Origin of the sequence: Micromonospora sp. WMMD961 (assembly GCF_029626145.1) — a bacterium.
In the GTDB taxonomy this organism is placed as follows: Bacteria; Actinomycetota; Actinomycetes; order Mycobacteriales; family Micromonosporaceae; genus Micromonospora.
The window spans coordinates 3,308,955-3,328,231 of the sequence record NZ_JARUBJ010000002.1; the positions used below are offsets into that span (position 1 = coordinate 3,308,955).

Genomic DNA, 19,277 nt, shown 5'->3' on the forward strand with positions numbered 1-19,277 from the left:
GTGCCTCCGGGATTGGGCCGGTGTCTACCGGGGGTTGTTCGTCACGGCGCGGGAGCGCCACAGCAGCCAGACGAAGTACGGGGCGCCGATCATGGCGGTGACCAGGCCGGCGGGAACCTGGGCTGGAGCGATGACCGTCCGCCCGACGGTGTCGGCGATGCTGACCAGCGCCGCGCCGAGCAGCGCGGCCACCGGGAGCACCCGGGAGTGCCGGCCACCGACGAGCGCCCGGGCGGCGTGCGGGGCGACCAGGCCGACGAAGCCGATGACCCCGACGGCCGAGACCGCGGTGGAGGTGAGCAGTGCCGCCGCGCCGAGCGCGACCAGTCGGGTGCGTTCCAGGCGGACGCCCAGCACCCGGGGCGTGTCGTCGTCCAACGCCATCAGGTCCAGTTCACGCCGGGCGGCGACCACGGCCGGGGTGAGCACCAGCAGCGCGATCAGCACGGGGAGCACCTGGGTGGGCATCCGGCCGTAGGTGGAGCCGGACAGCCAGGTCAATGCCTTCCCGGTGTTCCACGGGTCGAAGGCGACGACCAGGTAGGTGATCACCGCCATGCCGCCCTGCCAGGCGCCGAAGCCGATCAGCACCAGTCGGTCGGAACTCAGCCCGCCACGCCAGGCCAGGCCGTACACCAGCGCGAAGGCCAGCATCGCGCCGAGGCCGGCGACACCGGAGACGGCCCACACCCCGGCCAGCGGCACGAAGGTGAGCAGCGATACGGCGCCGAGCCCGGCGCCGGCGGTGATGCCGAGGATGCCCGGTTCGGCCAGCGGGTTACGGCAGACCGCCTGCACTGTGGTGCCGGCCACCGCGAGCGCCGCGCCGGCCAGGACCGCCGCGGCGACGCGCGGCCACCGTTGGTCCAGCACGAAGGTGTACGCCGGACCGGTGGTGCCGTTGATCCAGTTGACGACGTCACCCAGCAGCACCCAGGTGTCACCGGCGAGCATGCCGACGGCCACGGCGGTGACGGTCAGCACGGCGGTGACGGTGACGACGACGCGGTGGAAGGCGGCCGAGCGGACTGCGGCGTGCCCGCCGGGTGGGCGACGGGTGGGTCCCGCGTCGCGGTGCCGGCGGGCCAACCAGATGAGGATCGCCGCGCCGAGCAGGGTGGTGACCACACCGGTGGGGATGTCCACACCGGCCTGTCCACCCATCACGGCGCGCAGCAGCACGTCGGAGCCGAGGACAATGACGACCCCGGCGATGCCGGACAACGGCAGCAGGACGCGGTGCCGGTGCACCCCCGGCACCACGGGGGCGAGCAGCCGGACGATCACCGGGGCGCACAGCCCGACGAAACCGACCGGGCCGGTGAGGGTGACGGCCGCCGCGGAGAGCAGCACGGCCAGCACCAGGACGGTGAGCCGGGTTCGCCGCACGTCCAGGCCGAGCACGGTGGCGGTGTCGTCGCCGAGGGCGAGGATGTCGAGGCGGTGCCCGAGCAGCATCAGCACGACGATGGCGCCGACGATCACCGGGGCCAGTTGGGTCAGCGCGGTCAGGTCGCTCTGGACCAGCGAACCGTTGCCCCAGGCGAACAGCCCGATGGTGGCCTGTTCGAACAGGAGCAGCAGCAGCGTGGTCACCGACCCGAGCGCCAACGCGGTCGCCGAGCCGGCGAGGACGAGCCGGGTCGTGCCGGCCTGCCCACCGGAGGACATCGCCATCACCAGGCCGGCGGCGACCAACCCTCCGCAGAAGGCCAGGCCGCCGGCGGGCAGCGCGGGCAGCGCGACGCCGAACGCGGCCACGGAGACGATCGCCAGGTGGGCGCCGGCGTTGACCGCCAGGGTGTCGGGGGAGGCGAGCGGGTTGCGGGCGATCGACTGCAACGCCGCCCCGGCGAACCCGAGCGCGACGCCGATGGCCAGCCCGGCGAGCAGCCGGGGCACCCGGGAGGCGATCAGCACGCGGGCCGCCTCGTCGTCGGTGCCGGTCACCAGGCGCAGCAGGTCGAGGGCACCGACGGTCGAGGTGCCCTGGGTGAGGTGCACCGCGCCGACCACGAGCAGCAGCAGGATCGCCGCGACGAAGACACCGGCGACGCGGGGCACGGCCAGGCGTCCGCCCGGAGCCGGCCGGGTGGCCGGCTCCGGGCGTGGGGGTGCGTTCAGCACGCTCACACCGCGTACGTCTTGACGAGCTCGTCGATGTACTGCTTACCGGAAAGCGGTCCGCCGAAGGTCCAGATGCCGTTGGGCATCTTGTGCAGGTTGCCCTTCTGCACGAACGGCAGCGACTTCCAGATGGCGTTGCTGGCGAGACCGTCGGCGAACACGTCGTCGCCGTCGGAGGCGTTGTAGAAGAGGTGAACGTTCGGATCCTTGAGGACCGTCATGCCCTCGACGTCGGTCTGGCCGAGGCCCCACACCTCATCGGTCTTGCCGGTCCAGGCGTTGGTGAGGCCGAGCTGGATGCCGATCTGGGAGACGAGCGCGCCCGTGCCGAACATCCGGATGCTGACGGTGCTGCCCTCCTTCCAGCCGTCGGCGATGGCGAACGGCCGGCCGGCTGCCCCGGCGTCGGCGATCTTCTTCTTGCCGTCGGCGAGGGCCACGTCGAAGTCGGCGAGCAGCTTCTCCGCCTGGGCGGTCTTGCCGACCGCCTTGGCGATCATGTTGAGGTCCGAGCGCATCCGGCCGAGGTTGTCGGTGGCGTCGCTGCCCTTGGCCACCACGACGGGGGCGTACTTCTCCAGCTGACTGACCATGTTCGCGCCCCGGTCGTCCTCCATCACGATGAGGTCGGGCTGGAGGGCGACGATCGAGTCGACGCTGGGCTCGCCACGGGTGCCGACGTCCTTGACACCGGGGTCGAGCTTCGCCGAGGTGACCCAGGTGCCGTAGCCCTTCGGGTCGGCCACGCCGACGGGCATGACGCCCAGGCTGACCAGCATCTCGACCTCACCCCACTCGAGCCCGACGACCTTGGTCGCCGGGGCCTTGAGGGTGATCTCCTTGCCCCGGCTGTCGGTGAGAGTGACCGGCCCGCCGGCCGCCGAGGCGGAGGTCTCGGGAGCGGCGGCCTTCTCGGTGGTGCCGCAGGCGCCGAGGGTCAGGGTGGCCACGACGGCGATGAGGGCGGTGAAACGGGTACGGGTCATGACGGTCTTTCTCTGCTGTGGATGGGAGTGGTTCAGACCAGGGCGCGGATCGGGTGCCGCCCGACCGGGCGGGTGGTGACCAGTCCGCTGATCGGATCGGTGGTCACCTCGATGCGGATTCCGTAGGTCTCGGTGAGGGCTTCCTCGGTGAACACGGTGACCGGGGCGCCGGTGGCGCGGACCCGGCCCTGGTGCAGCAGGACCACCTCGTCCGCCACGGCGGCGGCCTGGTTGAGGTCGTGCAGGACGACGCCGACGGCGACGCCGTGGTCGTCGGCGAGGTCACGGACCAGGTCCAGGATCTCCACCTGGTAGCGCAGGTCGAGGAACGTGGTGGGCTCGTCGAGCAGCAGCACCGGAGTGTCCTGGGCCAGGCAGGTGGCCAGCCACACCCGCTGCAGCTCGCCTCCGGAGAGTTCGTCCACCGGACGGTCGGCCATGGTGGCGACGCCGGTGACGTCCATCGCGCGGGCGATGGCGACGGGACCATCCGGATCCTCCGTGCGCCAGCGCCCCCGGTAGGGGTGACGACCGTAGCCGACGACGTCGTGGACGGTGACTCCGCTGGGCACCGGTCGGCTCTGTGCGAGCAGGGTGACCCGGCGGGCGAACTCCCGGGACGGGAGGCTGGCGGCGGCGATGTCGTCGGCGAGGTGGACCAGGCCGGACTCGATCGGATGCAGGCGGGCCAGGGCCCGCAGCAGCGTGGACTTGCCGCTGCCGTTCGGCCCCACCAGCGCGGTGACCGCGCCCGCCCGAAGGTCGATCATGGCGCCGTGCACCACCGGCACACCGTGGTAGCCCAGTCGGAGGTCGACGCCGGACAGGCTGCGCTCCCCGTTGGCCGACGCCAACTCGCTCTTCATGAGGTTAGGCTAACCTAACGGAATGCCGGCGTGTCAAGCCGGTGATCGGGCCGTGGTGATCGGGACGGACCGGTGGTCGTCGCGGCCTCGCGTGCGTGGGGGATGCTGGGTCCGTGCAGATCGCGACCCTCGGCCCCCTCGCCGTCGACGGCCGGCCCGTTCGGGGTGAACGGCTCGCGGCGGTGCTCCGCGCGCTCGTCGACGCGCGTGGGCGGGTGGTCTCCGTTGCCCTGCTGGTGGACGCCGTCTGGGATGGGGCGCCACCCGACGACGCGACAGGCGCCGTGCAGGCGCTGGTGTCCCGGGTGCGCCGGCTCGGACTGCCCGTCGTCGCGGTGCCGGGCGGATACCGGCTGCCCGCCGAGGAGATCACCGTCGACGCGGTCGAGGCGCGCGCTCTCGTCGAGCAGGCGGGCACCGTGTTCCGGTGCGGAGACCTTCGTGCCGCCCGCAGCCTGGCCGACCAGGCGCGGGGCCTGTTCCCCGAGGTGCCGGAGCTGGTCAACGCCGAGGACACCCGTCTGTTCGCGGAGGTCGCCGCGCTGCGCGCGCAGGCGGCACTCGACGGCGTCGGCCCGTTCGACGAGGTCGACCTGCGCCGACTCGCCGCGCGTACGCCGCCGGACGAGCCCTCGACCGCACTGCTCGTCCGGGTCCTTGCCGCACAGGGGCGGGAGGCCGAGGCGCTGGAGGTGATCGAACGACTCCGGGTCGAGCTGGCCGACCGGTACGGCACCGACCCGTCACCGGTGATCACGCAGGTCCACCTTGCGCTGTTGCGCGGCGAGCTGACCACCCCGGTCGTCGCGCAGGCACCCCGGCAACCGACGCGGATCGCCCTGCCGACCGCTTGGCGGCGGCCGATGACCGCCCTGGTCGGCCGGGAACGGGACGTCGAGGCCGTGGAGGAGGCACTCGCCGACGCCGCCGTGGTGACGATCGTGGCATCTGGCGGCGCGGGCAAGACCCGCCTCGCCGCCGAGGTGACCCGCCGGTTCGCGGCGGCCGGACAATCGGTACGCGTGATCGAACTCGCCGGCCTGCGCTCGCCCGAGGAGGTGCTGCCCACTGTGCTCGCCGCGCTCGGCGGCGCGGACACCACGGCGACCGGCAGCAATCTGGGCCTGGAACGGCGGGTACTGAGCCCCGAGGAACGCCTTCGCGTCGTAGCGCCCGACCTCGACGGGCTGGTGGTGTTGGACAACTGCGAGCACGTGCTCGACGCGGCGGCCGTTGTCGTCGCGGATCTGATCGCGGCGGCCTCGCCGGAGGTCGCGGTGCTCGCGACGAGCCGCGCCCCGCTGGGCCTGGCCGGCGAACTGGTGCACCGGCTGAATGTCTTGCCGGACGCCGACGCGCTCGCGCTGATCGAGACGCGGGCCCGGGCCGGTGGCGCGGTGCCGACCTGGGACACCGAGCGGGCGCTGGCCCTGTGCCACCGGCTCGACAACCTGCCGTTGGCGCTCGAACTGGCCGCCGCGCGACTGCGGCACATGCCGATCGACGACGTCCTCGCCGGACTGAGTGACCGGTTCGCGTTGCTCGACGACGCCCTGCGCGGCCTGCCCGAGCGGCACGCGAGCCTGTGGGCGATGGTCGACTGGAGCAGGGAACTGCTCTCCGAGGACGACCGGGAGTTGCTCGAGCGGGTCGCGGTCATACCCGCGCCGTTCACCGCCGACCTCGCCGCCGCGGTCGCCCGGGCCCCGGACGTCCGCCGCGGCCTGGCGACGCTCGTGGAACAGTCCCTGTTGACCCTGGTCGAGGGGGACGGTCCGCCGCGCTACCGGATACTCGAAACGGTCCGGGAGTACGGCGAGGCCCGGCTGGACGCCGCCGGCGCCCGGGATCAGGCGATGGCCGGGCTGGTCAGCTGGGCGCGCAGGCAGGCCGTCGCGCTCGCCGGCCGCTTCATCGGACCCGACCAGGTTGAGGCGCTGCACCGCTGCGCCGTCGAGCAGGACAATCTGGTCGCGGGCCTGCGGTGGGCGACAAGAGAGGACGACGAGCCCGCCTCTGTCGACGTCGCCACCGCGCTGTTCCACCTCTGGTCGGTACGCGGCCTGCACCTCGAGGTCCTCGCCTGGGCGCGCGGGCTGCTGCACATCGACGATCCGCAGCGGCGGCGGCGGTCGGCGATCCTGCACGGCGCGTCCAGCGGGCGGCCACTGCCGAACGCCGACCGGTTGGCCTGGACCTGCGTCGTGATCAGCGTGAACGCCGGTGTCAGCGCCGACCTGCGGCCCGCCGTGCTCGCCCGACGGGCGCTGCGGACCCTGCTGGCCGAACGTCCGGCCGAGGTGTCACCCCGGCTGACCGCTCTCGCGGTGGCGTTGCCCGGCTTCGACGCGTCCGATCTGGAGCAGAGCCTGAAGAGCGCGGACGAGATGGTCGCGCACCCGGACCCGTACGTGCAGGGGCTCGGGCTGTTCGCGCGCGCGGCGGTACGGGAGAACGGCGGCCTGCCGGATGCGTCGGTCAGCGACGCCGAACAGGCGTACCACCGCTTCGAGGCCGCCGGCGACCACTGGGGCATGGCGATGGCGGCGGGTGCCGTCGGGCAGTTCCTGGTCCCGAGCGGGGATGCCCGGTCGGCCGACTGGCTGGCGCGCAGCGTTCAGCACATGGAACTGGTCGGCGCCACGCAGGACGCACGGTCGATCCGGGTCCGGCTGGACGTGCAGCTCGCCCTCGGCGGCGACGAGGACGCGGAGCGGCGACTGGGCGAGACGGCCGCACTGGGTCAGGCCGAGCAGATGGACGCCGGGCAGGCGTTGCTCGGCCTGGCTCACCTCGCCTGGCAGCGGGGGCGGTACGACGAGGCGCTCGGTCACGCCGACGAGGTGACCCGTGTCCTCGCCGGTTGGGTCGGGCCGCAGCCTCAGCCGCGCGTGATGCTCCGGGCGACGGCCGCGATCATCTACCTGCGGGTGGCCCAGACCGGGCAGGTGTCGGGGACTGACGCCACCGCCCAGGCGGTCGCGCTGCTGTCGCTCGCCCGCGACGACGCGCTGACCTCGCGGGATCTTCCGGTGATCGGGGCGTGGGCGTCGGGCGGCGCGGAGTTGGCAGCGTCCCGGGGCGACGTCGACGCCGCCCGCGAACTGTCCGCGCTCGCGAAGCGGATCGGCACCCAGATCGAGATGTTCTTCCCGTTCGAAAACGGCGAACGGCTCAACGCCATCCTCGGGGACGAGGAACAGCGCGAGCCGTTGCTTGCCGCGTGGCGTGAGCGGCCGCCCGCCGCGGCCATCAGCCGGATCCGCGAGCTGATGGACGACCTGCTCGCCTGACTCAGATCTTCTTGCGGTACGCCCGCAGTGCCAGCGGCATGAACAGCGCCACGAAGCCGGCGCACCAGGCGAGCGTCCACCAGATGTGGTTGTCGAGCGGGGTGCCGAGGAACAGCCCGCGTACCGACGCCACCAGGTGGGTCATCGGGTTGACGTCCACGAACGCCTGCATCCAGCCGGGCAGGGTGTCGGCGCCGACGAACACGTTGGACGCGAAGCTCAGCGGCATGATCAGCGCGAACATGACGCCCTGCACGGCACCCGCGGTCCGCACCTTCATCGACACGAGCACCGGCAGCCAGCTCAGGCAGAGCGCGAACAGCACGGCGAGCAGACACCCGGCGATCGCCCGGAACAGGTCGGTCTCGATCCGGAAACCCATCACGTAGCCGATCGCGAGGGTCGACACCGTGACGATGACGTACCGGACGACGTCGCCGAGGACCGCGCCGACCAGTGGTGCGGAGCGGGGGATCGGCAGCGACCGGAACCGGTCGAAGATGCCCTTGGCGATGTCGGTGTTCAGGTTGACGCCGATCGCGATGGCACCTGTCGCGATGGTCTGCGCCAGGATGCCGGGCAGCAGGAACTGCAGGTAGTCGTGTGTCGAACCGGCGACCGCGCCGCCGAAGACGTACACGAAGATGACGAGGAACAACACCGGCTGCAACGTGACGTCGATGAGCGCCTCGGGCGTACGCCAGGTCTTGATGAGGCTGCGCTTGGCCAGCGCCAACGAGTGCCGGACCAGTCGGAACGGTCGCGGGTTCGGGGTGGTTGTCGACAGCCCTCGGTTCCTCGTCGGTGCCGTGTCGATCAGGGTGCTCATGCCGCGACCTCCGTGGGGCGGGTGGTGTCGTCGTCGGATGCCGTACGCCCGGTGAGGGTGAAGAACACCTCGTCGAGGCTCGGCAGGTGCAGGGACAGTTCGGTGACCGCGATGCCGGCCGTGGCGAAGCGCGCGACGCTCTCGGTCAGGGCCGCGTCGTCGGTGACCGGCACCGCGAGGACGCCCTTGCGGATCTCGTCGGCCTGCGCGCCGGAGCCGACCTGGGTCAGGATCTCCGCGGTGCGCGGCAGGTGCGCCGGGTCGGACGGCCGGACCTCAAGGGTCTGCCCACCGACCACCCGCTTGAGTCCTTCGGGTGTGTCGTGGGCGATCACCCGGCCGTGGTCGATCACCGTGATCGCGTCGGCGAGCGCGTCGGCCTCCTCCAGGTACTGCGTGGTGAGCAGTACCGTCGAGCCGTTGCCCACCAGTGAGCGGACCACGTCCCACATGTCCTCGCGCTTGGCCGGGTCGAGCCCGGTCGTCGGCTCGTCCAGGAAGATCACGGCGGGGGAGCCGACCAGGCTGGCGGCCAGGTCCAGCCGCCGGCGCATGCCACCGGAGTAGGTCTTGGCCGGCCGGTTCGCGGCGTCGGTCAGGTCGAACCAGTCGAGCAACTCGGCGGCCCGCCGCCGGGCGCCGGTGCGACCCAGCTCCAGCAGCGTGCCGAACAGTTCCAGGTTCTGCCGCCCGGTCAGGTCCTCGTCGACCGAGGCGTACTGGCCGGTGAGGCCGATGCTCTGCCGAACGCGCTCGGCGTCCCGTACGACGTCGAAACCGCCGATCCGGGCGGTTCCGCCGTCCGGGGTCAGCAGGGTGGACAGGATGCGTACGGCCGTGGTCTTGCCGGCACCGTTGGGGCCGAGCACCCCGAGCACCGTCCCCCGGGGAACCGCGAGGTCCACGCCCTGCAGCGCCCTCGTCTTCCCAAACGTCTTCACGAGGCCCTCGGCCTCGATCACCAGGTCAGCTGTCATGCGTACAGCATGCGCGGGCCCGCTGACACCGCCCCGACACGCCGCCGACACTCGCTGACACGGTCGCTGCCGACTACGGTGCCCGCTGATCTTGATCGGTGCGACGAGTGGAGGCGACGACATGGCCGGCTGGTCGGCGACGGTGGGCACGCACGAGTTCGTCGTCCCCGACGCGGCCGATGTGGCAGTCGCCGTCCGGGCGGGGCACGTCCTCGCCGCAGGAGCACCGGGCGCCTCAGCGACATCGAATGATCCGATCCTGTCGGTGCCCGGCGGGAAGATGGGTGCGGCCTGACCGACAGTGACCGGCAACGAACGTGGAGGAGGGCGCGATGGGCCGCACCGTGGTGAGCATGAGCGTGTCGTTGGACGGCTTCGCCGCCGGACCCGACGTCACCAGGGAGCAACCGATGGGCGTGGGCGGCGAGCGGTTGCACGAGTGGCTGTTCCGCTCCGGCGATGACCGCGCCGTGGCGGCCGACGGGGTCACCCCGGCCGGCGTCGACGCCGCCCAGGCACGAGAGCTCCACGCGACGACGGGCGCGGTGGTGATCGGCAGACGGACGTTCGACGTCGGCGTGGACCTGTGGGAGGACACCCCCTTCCCGGTGCCGTGTGTCGTGGTGACCCATCAGGCTCGGGAGCCGTTGACGATGAAGAGCGACGTCTTCACGTTCGTCGACGACGGTTTGCACAGCGCGCTGCGCCAGGCGCGTCACGCGGCGGGCGACCGCAACGTCCTGATCATGGGCGGGCCCACCACCGTGCAACAGTTCGTCAAGGCCGGGCTGGTGGACGAGATCCGCATCCAACTCGTACCGGTGTTCCTCGGCACCGGCACGCGCCCGTTCGACCACCTCGGCACCGACCACATCGAACTGCGACGAACCGCGGTGATCGAATCACCACACGTCACCCACCTGCGCTTCCACATCCCGAAGTGACCACCTGACGTCCAACTGCCACGCGACCGGACCGGCCGGACGGGCCATCGTCGTGTGAATCAGGTGACGGCCAGGCGAAAGACCTGCCGGGAGCCCCCCTCCGGGCCGGGCTCGACGGTCTCGGCAGGAGCGAAACCAAGGCGTTCGTAGAAGACACGTGCACCGCTGGCGTGAGCGCCCGGGTGATCGGCGCCGAAGCTGACCACCTCCACGGACCCGGGGCCCCGCACGAACCTGCGCATGGCTTCTGCCATCAGCGCACGACCGACGCCCGTCCCCCGCGAGCCCTCGGACACGACAAGCCAACGAACGTGATGGGTCGCGGCCTTCGTCGCGAACAACAGCCCGCCCAGCAGGTCGGGCCCTCCGGACGTGGCAACGATTGCTGTGGACCGAAGAGTGTGTTTGCGTACCGCGTCGTGGAAGCCGACATCCTCGACCATCGGGCCGAACCAACACTCGACCTGGGCCGCCAGGCCGAGGAAGCCGTTGAAGTCCCGTTCCTCCGCACGTCTGACGATCATCGGCAAGGTTCAGTCTTCGGCTAATCGAGGGGGATCAGGTAGACCAGCTTAACTCGTGTCAGCCCGCATCACGGTGTGCGCCACCTCGGCCACGTTCACGTAGGTCTGTCTGGTGAGGGCACTCCACCAGGGATGCGTAGCGCCTCGGGCTGTCGCGCAGACCGGCCGGGCTCCTCGCGAGGAGCCCGGCCGGTGCGGTCGACGCTTCCGTGGAGCTGTCCGGCCCAGCGGGGGGGGGGTGCTGCGGCGGGAGAGCCACGGGGGCGGCGCGACCGCTCTCCGCGCGGTGGTCCGCCTGCTCAGCTCGGCAGACGGCCCCGCGTGGAGACGAAGTGGTACGACATGACGGCGAAGCGGGGGTCACGCACCAGCCGCCGGAAGGCATTCAGTTGCTGGGGCGACAACCCGGCGGCGAGCAGGTCCGGTTCCAACTGACGGGAGTTCGTCTCGTAGAGCGACGTTCCGGTCGAACCGCCGGCCCAGCTCTGCGAGTGGGTGATGGTGTCCAGGTCGGTCAGGCCGGCGAGGGCCATCTCGGTGTGCACGTCCTGCGCCCACCCCAGGTCGGCGCCATGGTCCTGCAGGACACCCATCATGGCGTCCATGACCCGCGCGAAGAGTTTCGCGGCGTCGTCGGTCGGCGCGGTCAGCACCCGCAGCGGCTGGGTGCAGTCGAACTCCTCGACCACCAGCCATCCGCCGGGAGCCAGCGCACCGGTGAGCGTACGCAGGACCCGCCGTCGATCGGGGAGGTGCAGCAGTACCAGCCGGGCGTGGATCAGGTCGAACGCGTCCCCGGGTGGCGGTTCGGTGCGGACGTCGTGCCGGCGTACCTGCAGGTTGCCCTCGGCCACCAGGTGGGTGGGGTCGATGTCGGTGGCGAGCACGGACCCGTCGTCGCCGATCGCACGGGCGATCCGCCGGGCCATCGATCCGCCGCCCGCGCCGACCTCCCAGCAGGTGGCACCCGGTCGCAGCACCGGGCGGGCCAGCCGTCGCGTCGTGATCGGGTCCAGGAAGGACTCCAGCGCGTGCATCTGCGGCACGGCCTCCGGTTGACCGTTGTCGAACGTGTACGTGCCGTCGCTCGTAGCTGTTGCCATCGGTGTCTACCTCTCCGATTGGTCGGGTGACGGGGTGTCGGCCCAGAGCCGAGGGGCCGGCCGGTTGGGTGGCGGCGGCAACGGGGCGGTGGTGACGCTCACCATCGCCGCCAGCGGGCCAGGGTCGACGCGGGCCTCGGCCGTCGGTCGGTCGTAGACCACCCGGCCGTACTCCAGCACCGCCACCCGGTCCGCGATCTCGATCGCATGCTGGAGCTGCTGTTCCACGAGCAGCACCGTCAAGCCGTCGGCGGCCAGGCCGTTGACGAGTTCGCGGACCCGCGCCGCCACGTCCGGCGACAGGCCCTCACACGGTTCGTCGAGCAGCAGCACCCGTGGTTGACCGAGTAGCGCACGGGCGATCGCCAGCATCTGCTGCTCGCCGCCGGACAGTTCACAGCCGCGGTGCCGCAGCCGTAGCGCCAGTCTCGGCAGCAGTTCGAGGGTGCGGTCGACGGTCCAGCCCTCACCGCCGGAGGTGCGGGCCCGCCACGGCGCAGCCGCCAGGTGCAGGTGCTCGGCCACCGTCAACCGGGAGAACACCCGTCGGCCCTGCGGGACCAGACCGACGCCGGTCTGGGCGACGCGGTGCGGTTGCCGGCCGGCCACGTGCAGCCCGCCGACCTCGATGCGACCACTGGAGGCTCGCACCAGCCCGGCGATCGTGTGCACGAGCGTGCTCTTGCCCGCGCCGTTGCGACCCACCACGGCCTGGATGCTGCCGGGGCGTACCCGCAGGCTGACCTCGTGCAGCACGATCCCTCCGGCGTAGCCGGCGCAGAGACGATCCACTGACAACATCAGGCCATCCCGTCGGCGTAGGCCTGCCGCACCAGCGGCGAGGTTCGGATCTCGTCCGGCGCTCCGGCGGCCAGCGTTCGACCGTCGCGCAGCACGGTGACCGTGTCGGAGAGGGCGTACACCAGGTCCAGTCGATGTTCGACCAGGAGCACGGCGACCGCCCTGGGTAGCGCCCGCAGTACCTCGACCAGGTGGCCGACCTCGACGGCGGACAGCCCGGACGCCGGTTCGTCGAGGAGCAGCAGGCGGGGGCGGCCGGCGAGGGCCATCGCGATCTCCAACTGGCGTCGTTGCCCATGCGCGAGGTGCCCGGCGGGCACCGCCGCGACGTCGGCGAGACCCATCTGATCCAGCAGCGGGCCTGCCCGGTGTTGTGCGGCACGCCGGCGTCCGCCGGGCCACCACCTGCGCCGTGGGATGACCCGCGGCAACGCCGCGACCACGATGTTCTCCGTCGCGGTGAGCGTCGGGAAGACCGCCGGACGCTGGTGGATGCGGTTGATGCCTCGTCGGGCACGGGCCGCAGGTCCCAACTGGCCTACGTCGCGCCCGTCGAAGCTCACCGTGCCGCGCTGCGGTCTCGTGGATCCGCCGATCACGTTGAGCAAAGTCGTCTTGCCGGCGCCGTTCGGGCCGATCAACGCGTGCCGCTGGCCGTCGTGGACGCGCAGGTCCACGCTGTCGAGTGCGGCGAGCGAGCCGTACCGCACGCTGACACCCTGGGCTTCGAGCAGGCCGGTCATCGGTGCGACTCCGCGACGGCGGCCTGCTCAGGAGCGGCGGGCTGGTGTGACAGGGCCTCCGGCGGGCGCACCCTGCTCCGGACCCGGTTCACGCCGGTGGGCAGCAGGTAGACAGTGGCCACGAACAGCAGGCCCAGCACCAGCGGCGCATGCCCGGGCAGCAGCCCGAACAACCAGTCCCGGGCAGCGATGACCAGCGCCGCGCCGACCAGGGCTCCGCCGACCGACGCGGTGCCGCCGATGACGACACCGAGCAGCAGCAGCGCGGACGTGTCGAAGCCGAAGTCGGCGGGGGAGATGTACTGCTGGGCGACGACCAGGAGCGAGCCGGCGGCTCCGGCTATCGCCCCGGCGGCGATGTGCGCGCCGGAGAGGTACAGCGGCACCGGGTGCCCGCTGGCCCGCAGTCGGGCCTCGTCGTCGCGGCCGGCCCGCAGCAGCAGCCCGGCCCGGGTACGCAGCAGCACCAGCACCGCGCCGACCACCGCGGCCGCGACGACCAGCGCGTACAGGTAACGGGCCCGGTCGTTGGCGAGGACCGGGAGACCCCAGAACGGGCGGACCGCGGCGATGCCGACCAACCCGTCGGTGCCACCGGTCACCGACCGCCACCGGCCGACGACGACGACGGCGAGTTCGCCGATCGCCAGCGTGATCATCAGGACGACCACCCCTCTGGCCTGCACGACGAGCGGCACGGTGAACGCGGCCAGCACCGCCCCGGCACCCGCCGCGACGGCGAGTTGCACGACGCCGACGTCCGAGACCTGGCTGCCGACCACGGCGCACGCGTAGGCGCCCGCCGCGTACGGCGCGGTCTGGCCGAGGGTCGGCAGCCCGGCGACGCCGGTGAGCAGGGCGACGCTCACCCCCACCAGGGCCAGCGCCAGCGTCCGGGCGAGGATCGCCGTGGTGTAGTCGTCGACCACCCAGGGCGCCACGACCAGGCCGGCCAGCACCAGGGCCGCGATGGCGCCTCGGGCCCGCCGGATCACCTCGTTCCTCACGTCGTCCTCCATCTGCTGGCCAGGCCACGTGCCCGCACCGCCAGCACCGCCGCCATGGCGGCGAAGAGCAGGAACGGCGCGGCGGACGGCAGCAGCGCCACCCCCAGCGTCTGGATCTCGCCGATCGCGAGCGCGGCAAGCAGCGTGCCCCCCATCGAGCCGAGACCACCGAGGACGACGACTACCAGCGACAGCAGCAGCACGGTGTCGGCGGTGTCGGTGCCGGGGCCGATGATGGGCGCGCCCAGGACCCCGGCCGCGCCCGCCAGCGCACCCGCGGCGGCGAGCACACCGGCGCGGATCCACGCGGGGCTCACGCCCAGGCAGGCGACCATCTCCGCGTCGTCGACGGCCGCGCGGACCAGCATCCCGGCCCGGGTGCGTCGCACCACCAGGTAGAGCGCGGCGGCGATCACCGCGGCGACGACGATGAAGACCAGCCGGTACGCGGCATAGCGGTGACCGGCGACCACCACCGACCCCTCCAGCGCGGCGGGCACCTGGACCTGCGGGTCGTCCGGACCGAAGCCGGCGACGAGCAGGCTACCGCCGGCCAGCGCCACACCGAACGTCAGCAGCGCCTGACTCAGGTGGTTGCCGGCGGCGACCGGAGCGAGCAGACCGGCGAGGAGCACACCCGCCGCCGCGGCGGCCAGCACGCCGACGCCCAGCGCCACCGCCAGACTCGCCCAGCCACCGTCGAGCAGCGCCGCGGCGGTGTACCCGCCGATCGCGTAGAGCATGCCGTGCGCCAGGTTGAGGATGTTGGCGACGCCGAAACAGAGAACCAGGCCCGACGCGGCGACGAACACGAGCAGCCCGTAGGCGACTCCGTCCAGCGCCGGTATCAGGTACGGGTCGATCCGGTTCGTGCCGGCCGCCACCGCGATCACCGGCCGACGGTCGCGAGGTCACCCACGACGGTGTTGGACAGCGCCCGGCCGTCCTGGCGGACCTGCCGCAGGTACCACTTCTGCACCGGCGAGTGCGTGCTGGTGGAGAACTGCCAGGTGCCGCGCGGGCTGGCGATCTGGCCGAGCGTGCCGATGGCCGTGTTGATGGCTTCCGGGGTCGGGTCGTTCCCGGCGGCGCCGATCGCCCGGTCCAACACCGCCGCGGCGTCGTACGAGGCGAGCGCGTACGTCGTCGGCGAACCGTCGTGCTTGGCCTTCCACGCCGCCACGAAGGCCCGGTTCTCCGCGTTGTCGAGGTCCGGCGAGTAGTTGAGCACCGAGTAGATGCCCCGGGCCGCGTCGCCCTGCGCGTTGAGCACTCCGCCCTCGGTGAGGAACCCGGCCGCGTACAGCGGGACGTCCTTGATCTCGGACTGCGCGTACTGCTTGACGAAGTCGACGGCAGCGCTGCCGGCGTAGAAGGTGAAGACGGCAGCCGCCCCGGAGGCCTTGATGCGGGCGAAGTACGGGGTGAAGTTCGTGGTCGCCGGGAACGGGGTGAAGGTCGTCTTACCGTCGGAGTTCGCGAGCTTCCCGCCGATCTTTCCGAACGCCTCGGTGAACCCCCGCAGCTCGTCCCAGCCGCCCTGGTAGTCCGGGCCGATCGCGTACACCGAGCCCTGCACGTTGTCCCGGACGTGTTGGGCGATCGCCGCTCCGGGCTCGTCGGACAGATACGAGGTGTGCCAGACGCGGGAGACGTCCTTGAGCTCGGGTCGCCCGTTGGAGCCGACGAGGGGCACCTTGGTCTCGTCGAGCAGCGGGACGACTCCGGCTACCGAGCCGCCGCCGACGATGCCGGTGAGCGCGGAGACCCGGTCCTGCTTGAGCAGTTTGGTCGCCGCCGGGACGGCGGTCTGGGCGCCGTTGCCCTCGTCCGCGACGACCAGGTCGACCTGTCGGCCGCCGAGCTTGCCGTCGTGGGTGTCGAGGTAGAGCTGGAAACCGTCGCGGATCTCCGTACCGACCGCCTGGTACGTCCCGGACAGGGACGCGAGCAGGCCGATCTTTATCGAGCCGCCGGCGCTCGTTCCCGGCGCGTCGTCGCCGCAGGCCGCGCTGCCGGTCAGGACGACCGCGAGCAGTGCGGCGGTGAGGGCACGGCTGCGCCCAGGGGTGGTGAGAGGCATGTCGTCTCCAGAGGGAAGGAAGGTCTCCGGCGTGGGGGCGCCGGGGTTGTCAGCGGCTGCGGGCGAGTGCCGCCCGGGCCGCGGGGGTGAGGGCGTCGCCGATGCGGTTGGCCAGCTCGGTCATCTCGTAGGAGACCTTGCCGACGTCGCACTCGGGCGCGGCGAGCACCAGCAGCGAGGCACCGTCGTTGAAGGCCATCGAGAACATGAATCCGCCCTCGAGCTGCGTGACGTTGGAGATCACCGCGCCGGCGTCGAAGAAGGCCGCCGCCCCGCGCAGCAGGCTGACCAGCCCGCTGCCCGTCGCGGCCAACTGGTCGGCCCGGTCCGGTGGCAGGTCGCGGGTGGCGGCGACCATCAGGCCGTCGCTGGAGATGGCGATCGCATGGCTGACCTCGCTGGCGCGGGCGGCGAAGTTGTCCAGCAGCCAGCCGAGGTCCTGTTGGTCGTTCACGTGCTCTCCTGTCGCGTCATTTGTTGCCGAGGTTGATCGGGGTGCGTCGCCGGTTCGCCACACCCCGCGCGTACGCGGCCATCGCCGTCGCCACCTGGGCCGGGTCGCGGTACTCGGATCTCTGTTGCTGCTGGGGCACGGTCACGCCGCCGGGCACGAGATGCCGTTGTGGCTGTCGTTTGGGTAGACCGGAGTTGGTGGTCGTGGCGACGTCGGGGGTGGTCGCCTGGGCGGCGGTGCGCCAGGCGTCGTCGGCGGGGCTGGACCACTCCCGGTTCTGGTGGCCGTCGACGACGTCGCTCTGGAACCAGTGGTTGACCTGTTCGAAGATGAGCAGCTCCTCGGTGGGCGCATCACCCCGGTCCGGGGGTGGGGCAGCCGGTCGGAACACCGGCGCCGCGGGCAGGGTCCGCTCGGCCGGTGGGTGCCCGGCGGTGGGCTCGGGGCGCGGGTGGTACGGCGGTGGGGCGCTGGTCGTGCGGGCCGCCCGCCGGGAGAGCCGTCCGGGTGCGAGCAGGTACTCCTCCGGCGGCAGCGATCGGATGATCGCCGCGGGGAGCGTCGCTTCGGCGAGGGTGCCGCGTCGGGGCCCGCGTCGCAGTTGGACGGTGGCGCCCAGCCGTTGTGCGAGCTGACCCACGACGACCAGTCCCATCGCCCGTACGGCGGCGACGTCGATGGCCGGTGGGCGGGCCAACAGCTCGTTGAGCTGCTGCATCCGCTGGGGCGACAGCCCGACGCCCTCGTCGCTGATCTGGATGATGACGCGGTCGCCCAGGCTTCGCCCGCTCACCCAGGTCTCACTGCCCGGCGGCGAGTACGTCGTCGCGTTGTCCATGAGTTCGGCGAGCAGGTGCACGACCTCGTCGACCGTCTTGGCCGCCACCGCGACGTCCCCGTCGATCATGCCGAGTCGGATCCGCGCGTAGTGCTCGATCTGGGACAGCGCCGCCTGGAGCACCTGTTGCAGAGGGACGTCGCGCTGGCGTACGCGACCGACGCCGACGCCGCCGAGCACCAGCAGGCTCGCGTTGATCCGTCCCATCCGGGTCGCCAGGTTGTCCAGCGTGTACAGCTGGTGGAGCCGGTCGGGGTCGGTCTCGTCCCGTTCGACCAGATCGACCTGGGCCAGGACGGCATCGACGAGTCGCTGTTCGCGGCGGCTCAGGTGGATGAAGATGTCGGCGGTGTTGGCGCGCATGACGGCCTGCTCGGCGGCGGTCCGTACGGCGGCCTGGTGGACCGCGCTGAACGCCTGGCCCAGTTCGCCGATCTCGTCGTCGCTGGACGGTTCGAGGGCGGCGGTGGACTGCTGACGGGCCAGCTTGTCCGGGTCGACGGCGGCGCTGCCCGGTTGCTGGAGCTGCGCCACCACGGCGGGGAGCTGTTCGAACGCCACCGCGTTCGCCGCGTCCCGCAGGCGACGCAGGCGGCGGGTGATCTGCCGCGCGACGAGCCAGGTCACCAGCGCGGTGAGGATCAGCGCCAGCAGGACGCCGACGGCCTCGGCGACGGCTCGGCGGCGTTGGTCGGCGTGCGCGGCCCGCACGTCGTCACGGACCGCGGCGTCGACCCGTGCCCGCAGGTCGGCCAGGCGGGCGGCACGGGTCTGCGTGGTGGACACCCAACTGCCGGTCTCCAGTTGCAACCGTGAGCCCGGCTGGGCCCGGGACACCTCGTCCTGCATCCGCTGCAGGGTGAGCGCCTCCTTGCCGGTGCCGGCCTGCTCCCACCAACTGCTCCACTCGGGTGGGGCCAGGGCCAGGAACGACAGGCTCGACTCGGTGTAGCTGGTACGGGCGGCGGTGATGTCCTGCTGCATGGCCGGGGTCAGTTCGCCGCCCGCGACGGTCCGCAGCACCGCGACCTGCTGCTGGCCGATCGCCTCGGCCGACTTCGACAGCGCCGCCGAGGCGCGGATCCCGTCGGCGAGTTGGGCGTCGACCACGCCGTGCGAGACAGCTTCCCGAAAGTTGATCAGATCAGCGATCGCGATGCGGTAGCTGAAGGTCATCGCCGACACCGACGCGTGCGTCGCCGTGCGTACCTGGGTGCGCAGCGGGGCGAGCCCGTCCAGGGCCGCGTCGATGCGGCGAAGGAGGTCCCGGTTGGCGTCGGTCTCGGCGGTCAGTCGCCCTCGCTGCCCCCGGTAGCGGCTGACCGCGTCGTCGGTGGCGGCCATCTCCGCGCCGAAGGTGTCCTGCTGCTCCGGCGCGCCGTAGGTGAGCAGGTCCGCGGCGGCAATCCGTTCGCGTTGCAGGCGGTAGGCGAGGTCACCGGCCTCGGCGCCGACCTGTGCCAGGATCCGCAGGTCGCTGGCACGGGCCGTCTGGCGAGCGCTCTCGGTCAGCGCGAGCCCGGCGAAGCCGATCACGGCGACCAGCGGTGCCGCGACGATGAGGCGCATCCGGCCGGCTATCTTCCAACCGCGTCGGCGGGTCGGGTAGGGTCTGGCCGCGTGGGACCGGGTGCTCGACGCCAAGATTGACTCCCACGACTCGTCGATGACGGTCTATCCGCACCTTGCCGAATGCAAGTCT

General features: G+C 72.1%; 17 protein-coding genes. 3 read left to right on the plus strand and 14 right to left on the minus strand.

Features of this window, described 5'->3' with window-relative positions:
- Positions 1-24: 24 nt before the first annotated feature.
- From O7614_RS14900 to O7614_RS14910, 3 genes are read right to left on the minus strand one after another with little or no spacing between them, the layout of a single operon-like run.
- A complete protein-coding gene (locus O7614_RS14900; protein WP_278142262.1) occupies positions 25-2,124 on the minus strand; it encodes an iron ABC transporter permease in 2,100 nt (699 codons plus the stop codon).
- A gap of 5 nt (positions 2,125-2,129) precedes the next feature.
- On the minus strand, positions 2,130-3,113 hold the full coding sequence (locus tag O7614_RS14905; protein ID WP_278139052.1) for an iron-siderophore ABC transporter substrate-binding protein: 984 nt from the start codon (positions 3,111-3,113) through the stop codon (positions 2,130-2,132).
- 32 nt (positions 3,114-3,145) lie between these two features.
- Positions 3,146-3,979, minus strand: a complete 834-nt coding sequence (locus O7614_RS14910) for an ABC transporter ATP-binding protein (RefSeq protein ID WP_278139053.1) — start codon at positions 3,977-3,979, stop codon at positions 3,146-3,148.
- 113 nt (positions 3,980-4,092) lie between these two features.
- Here O7614_RS14910 and O7614_RS14915 point away from each other — a divergent pair, with 113 nt between their 5' ends.
- On the plus strand, positions 4,093-7,272 hold the full coding sequence (locus O7614_RS14915; protein ID WP_278139054.1) for a BTAD domain-containing putative transcriptional regulator: 3,180 nt from the start codon (positions 4,093-4,095) through the stop codon (positions 7,270-7,272).
- Position 7,273: 1 nt separating this feature from the next.
- On the opposite strand, the gene O7614_RS14920 is transcribed toward O7614_RS14915, so the two are convergent.
- Positions 7,274-8,101 (minus strand): ABC transporter permease, encoded by an 828-nt coding sequence (locus O7614_RS14920; RefSeq protein ID WP_278139055.1) that lies wholly within the window; start codon positions 8,099-8,101, stop codon positions 7,274-7,276.
- Positions 8,098-9,078, minus strand: coding sequence for an ATP-binding cassette domain-containing protein (locus tag O7614_RS14925; protein WP_278139056.1), 981 nt, complete (start codon positions 9,076-9,078; stop codon positions 8,098-8,100). Before O7614_RS14925 ends, O7614_RS14920 begins: the two co-directional genes overlap by 4 nt.
- A 121-nt stretch (positions 9,079-9,199) precedes the next feature.
- Here O7614_RS14925 and O7614_RS14930 point away from each other — a divergent pair, with 121 nt between their 5' ends.
- Positions 9,200-9,373 (plus strand): hypothetical protein, encoded by a 174-nt coding sequence (locus O7614_RS14930; RefSeq protein WP_278139057.1) that lies wholly within the window; start codon positions 9,200-9,202, stop codon positions 9,371-9,373.
- 37 nt (positions 9,374-9,410) lie between these two features.
- Complete coding sequence (locus O7614_RS14935; protein WP_278139058.1) at positions 9,411-10,022, plus strand: dihydrofolate reductase family protein; 612 nt, start codon at positions 9,411-9,413, stop codon at positions 10,020-10,022.
- A gap of 59 nt (positions 10,023-10,081) precedes the next feature.
- Here the strand turns inward: O7614_RS14935 and O7614_RS14940 are convergent, their stop codons facing one another.
- The 9 genes from O7614_RS14940 to O7614_RS14980 all read right to left on the minus strand — a co-directional run bounded on the left by O7614_RS14940 (position 10,082) and on the right by O7614_RS14980 (position 19,144).
- Positions 10,082-10,546 carry a GNAT family N-acetyltransferase gene (locus O7614_RS14940; protein WP_278142263.1) on the minus strand — a complete coding sequence of 155 codons (465 nt, stop codon included), beginning with the start codon at positions 10,544-10,546 and terminating at the stop codon, positions 10,082-10,084.
- A gap of 299 nt (positions 10,547-10,845) precedes the next feature.
- Positions 10,846-11,649 carry a methyltransferase domain-containing protein gene (locus O7614_RS14945; RefSeq protein WP_278139059.1) on the minus strand — a complete coding sequence of 268 codons (804 nt, stop codon included), beginning with the start codon at positions 11,647-11,649 and terminating at the stop codon, positions 10,846-10,848.
- Positions 11,650-11,655: 6 nt separating this feature from the next.
- The gene (locus O7614_RS14950) at positions 11,656-12,450 is read right to left on the minus strand and encodes an ATP-binding cassette domain-containing protein (protein WP_278139060.1); all 795 of its coding nucleotides are present in this window, start codon (positions 12,448-12,450) and stop codon (positions 11,656-11,658) included.
- A complete protein-coding gene (locus O7614_RS14955) occupies positions 12,450-13,193 on the minus strand; it encodes an ABC transporter ATP-binding protein (RefSeq protein WP_278139061.1) in 744 nt (247 codons plus the stop codon). Before O7614_RS14955 ends, O7614_RS14950 begins: the two co-directional genes overlap by 1 nt.
- Positions 13,190-14,200, minus strand: a complete 1,011-nt coding sequence (locus O7614_RS14960; protein ID WP_278139062.1) for a branched-chain amino acid ABC transporter permease — start codon at positions 14,198-14,200, stop codon at positions 13,190-13,192. Before O7614_RS14960 ends, O7614_RS14955 begins: the two co-directional genes overlap by 4 nt.
- On the minus strand, positions 14,197-15,093 hold the full coding sequence (locus O7614_RS14965; RefSeq protein ID WP_278139063.1) for a branched-chain amino acid ABC transporter permease: 897 nt from the start codon (positions 15,091-15,093) through the stop codon (positions 14,197-14,199). Before O7614_RS14965 ends, O7614_RS14960 begins: the two co-directional genes overlap by 4 nt.
- Complete coding sequence (locus tag O7614_RS14970; RefSeq protein ID WP_278139064.1) at positions 15,090-16,283, minus strand: ABC transporter substrate-binding protein; 1,194 nt, start codon at positions 16,281-16,283, stop codon at positions 15,090-15,092. The genes O7614_RS14965 and O7614_RS14970 overlap by 4 nt, the downstream gene beginning before the upstream one ends.
- A 49-nt stretch (positions 16,284-16,332) precedes the next feature.
- Complete coding sequence (locus tag O7614_RS14975) at positions 16,333-16,737, minus strand: roadblock/LC7 domain-containing protein (RefSeq protein ID WP_278139065.1); 405 nt, start codon at positions 16,735-16,737, stop codon at positions 16,333-16,335.
- Between the two features lie 16 nt (positions 16,738-16,753).
- Complete coding sequence (locus O7614_RS14980; protein WP_278139066.1) at positions 16,754-19,144, minus strand: nitrate- and nitrite sensing domain-containing protein; 2,391 nt, start codon at positions 19,142-19,144, stop codon at positions 16,754-16,756.
- Positions 19,145-19,277 lie beyond the last annotated feature (133 nt).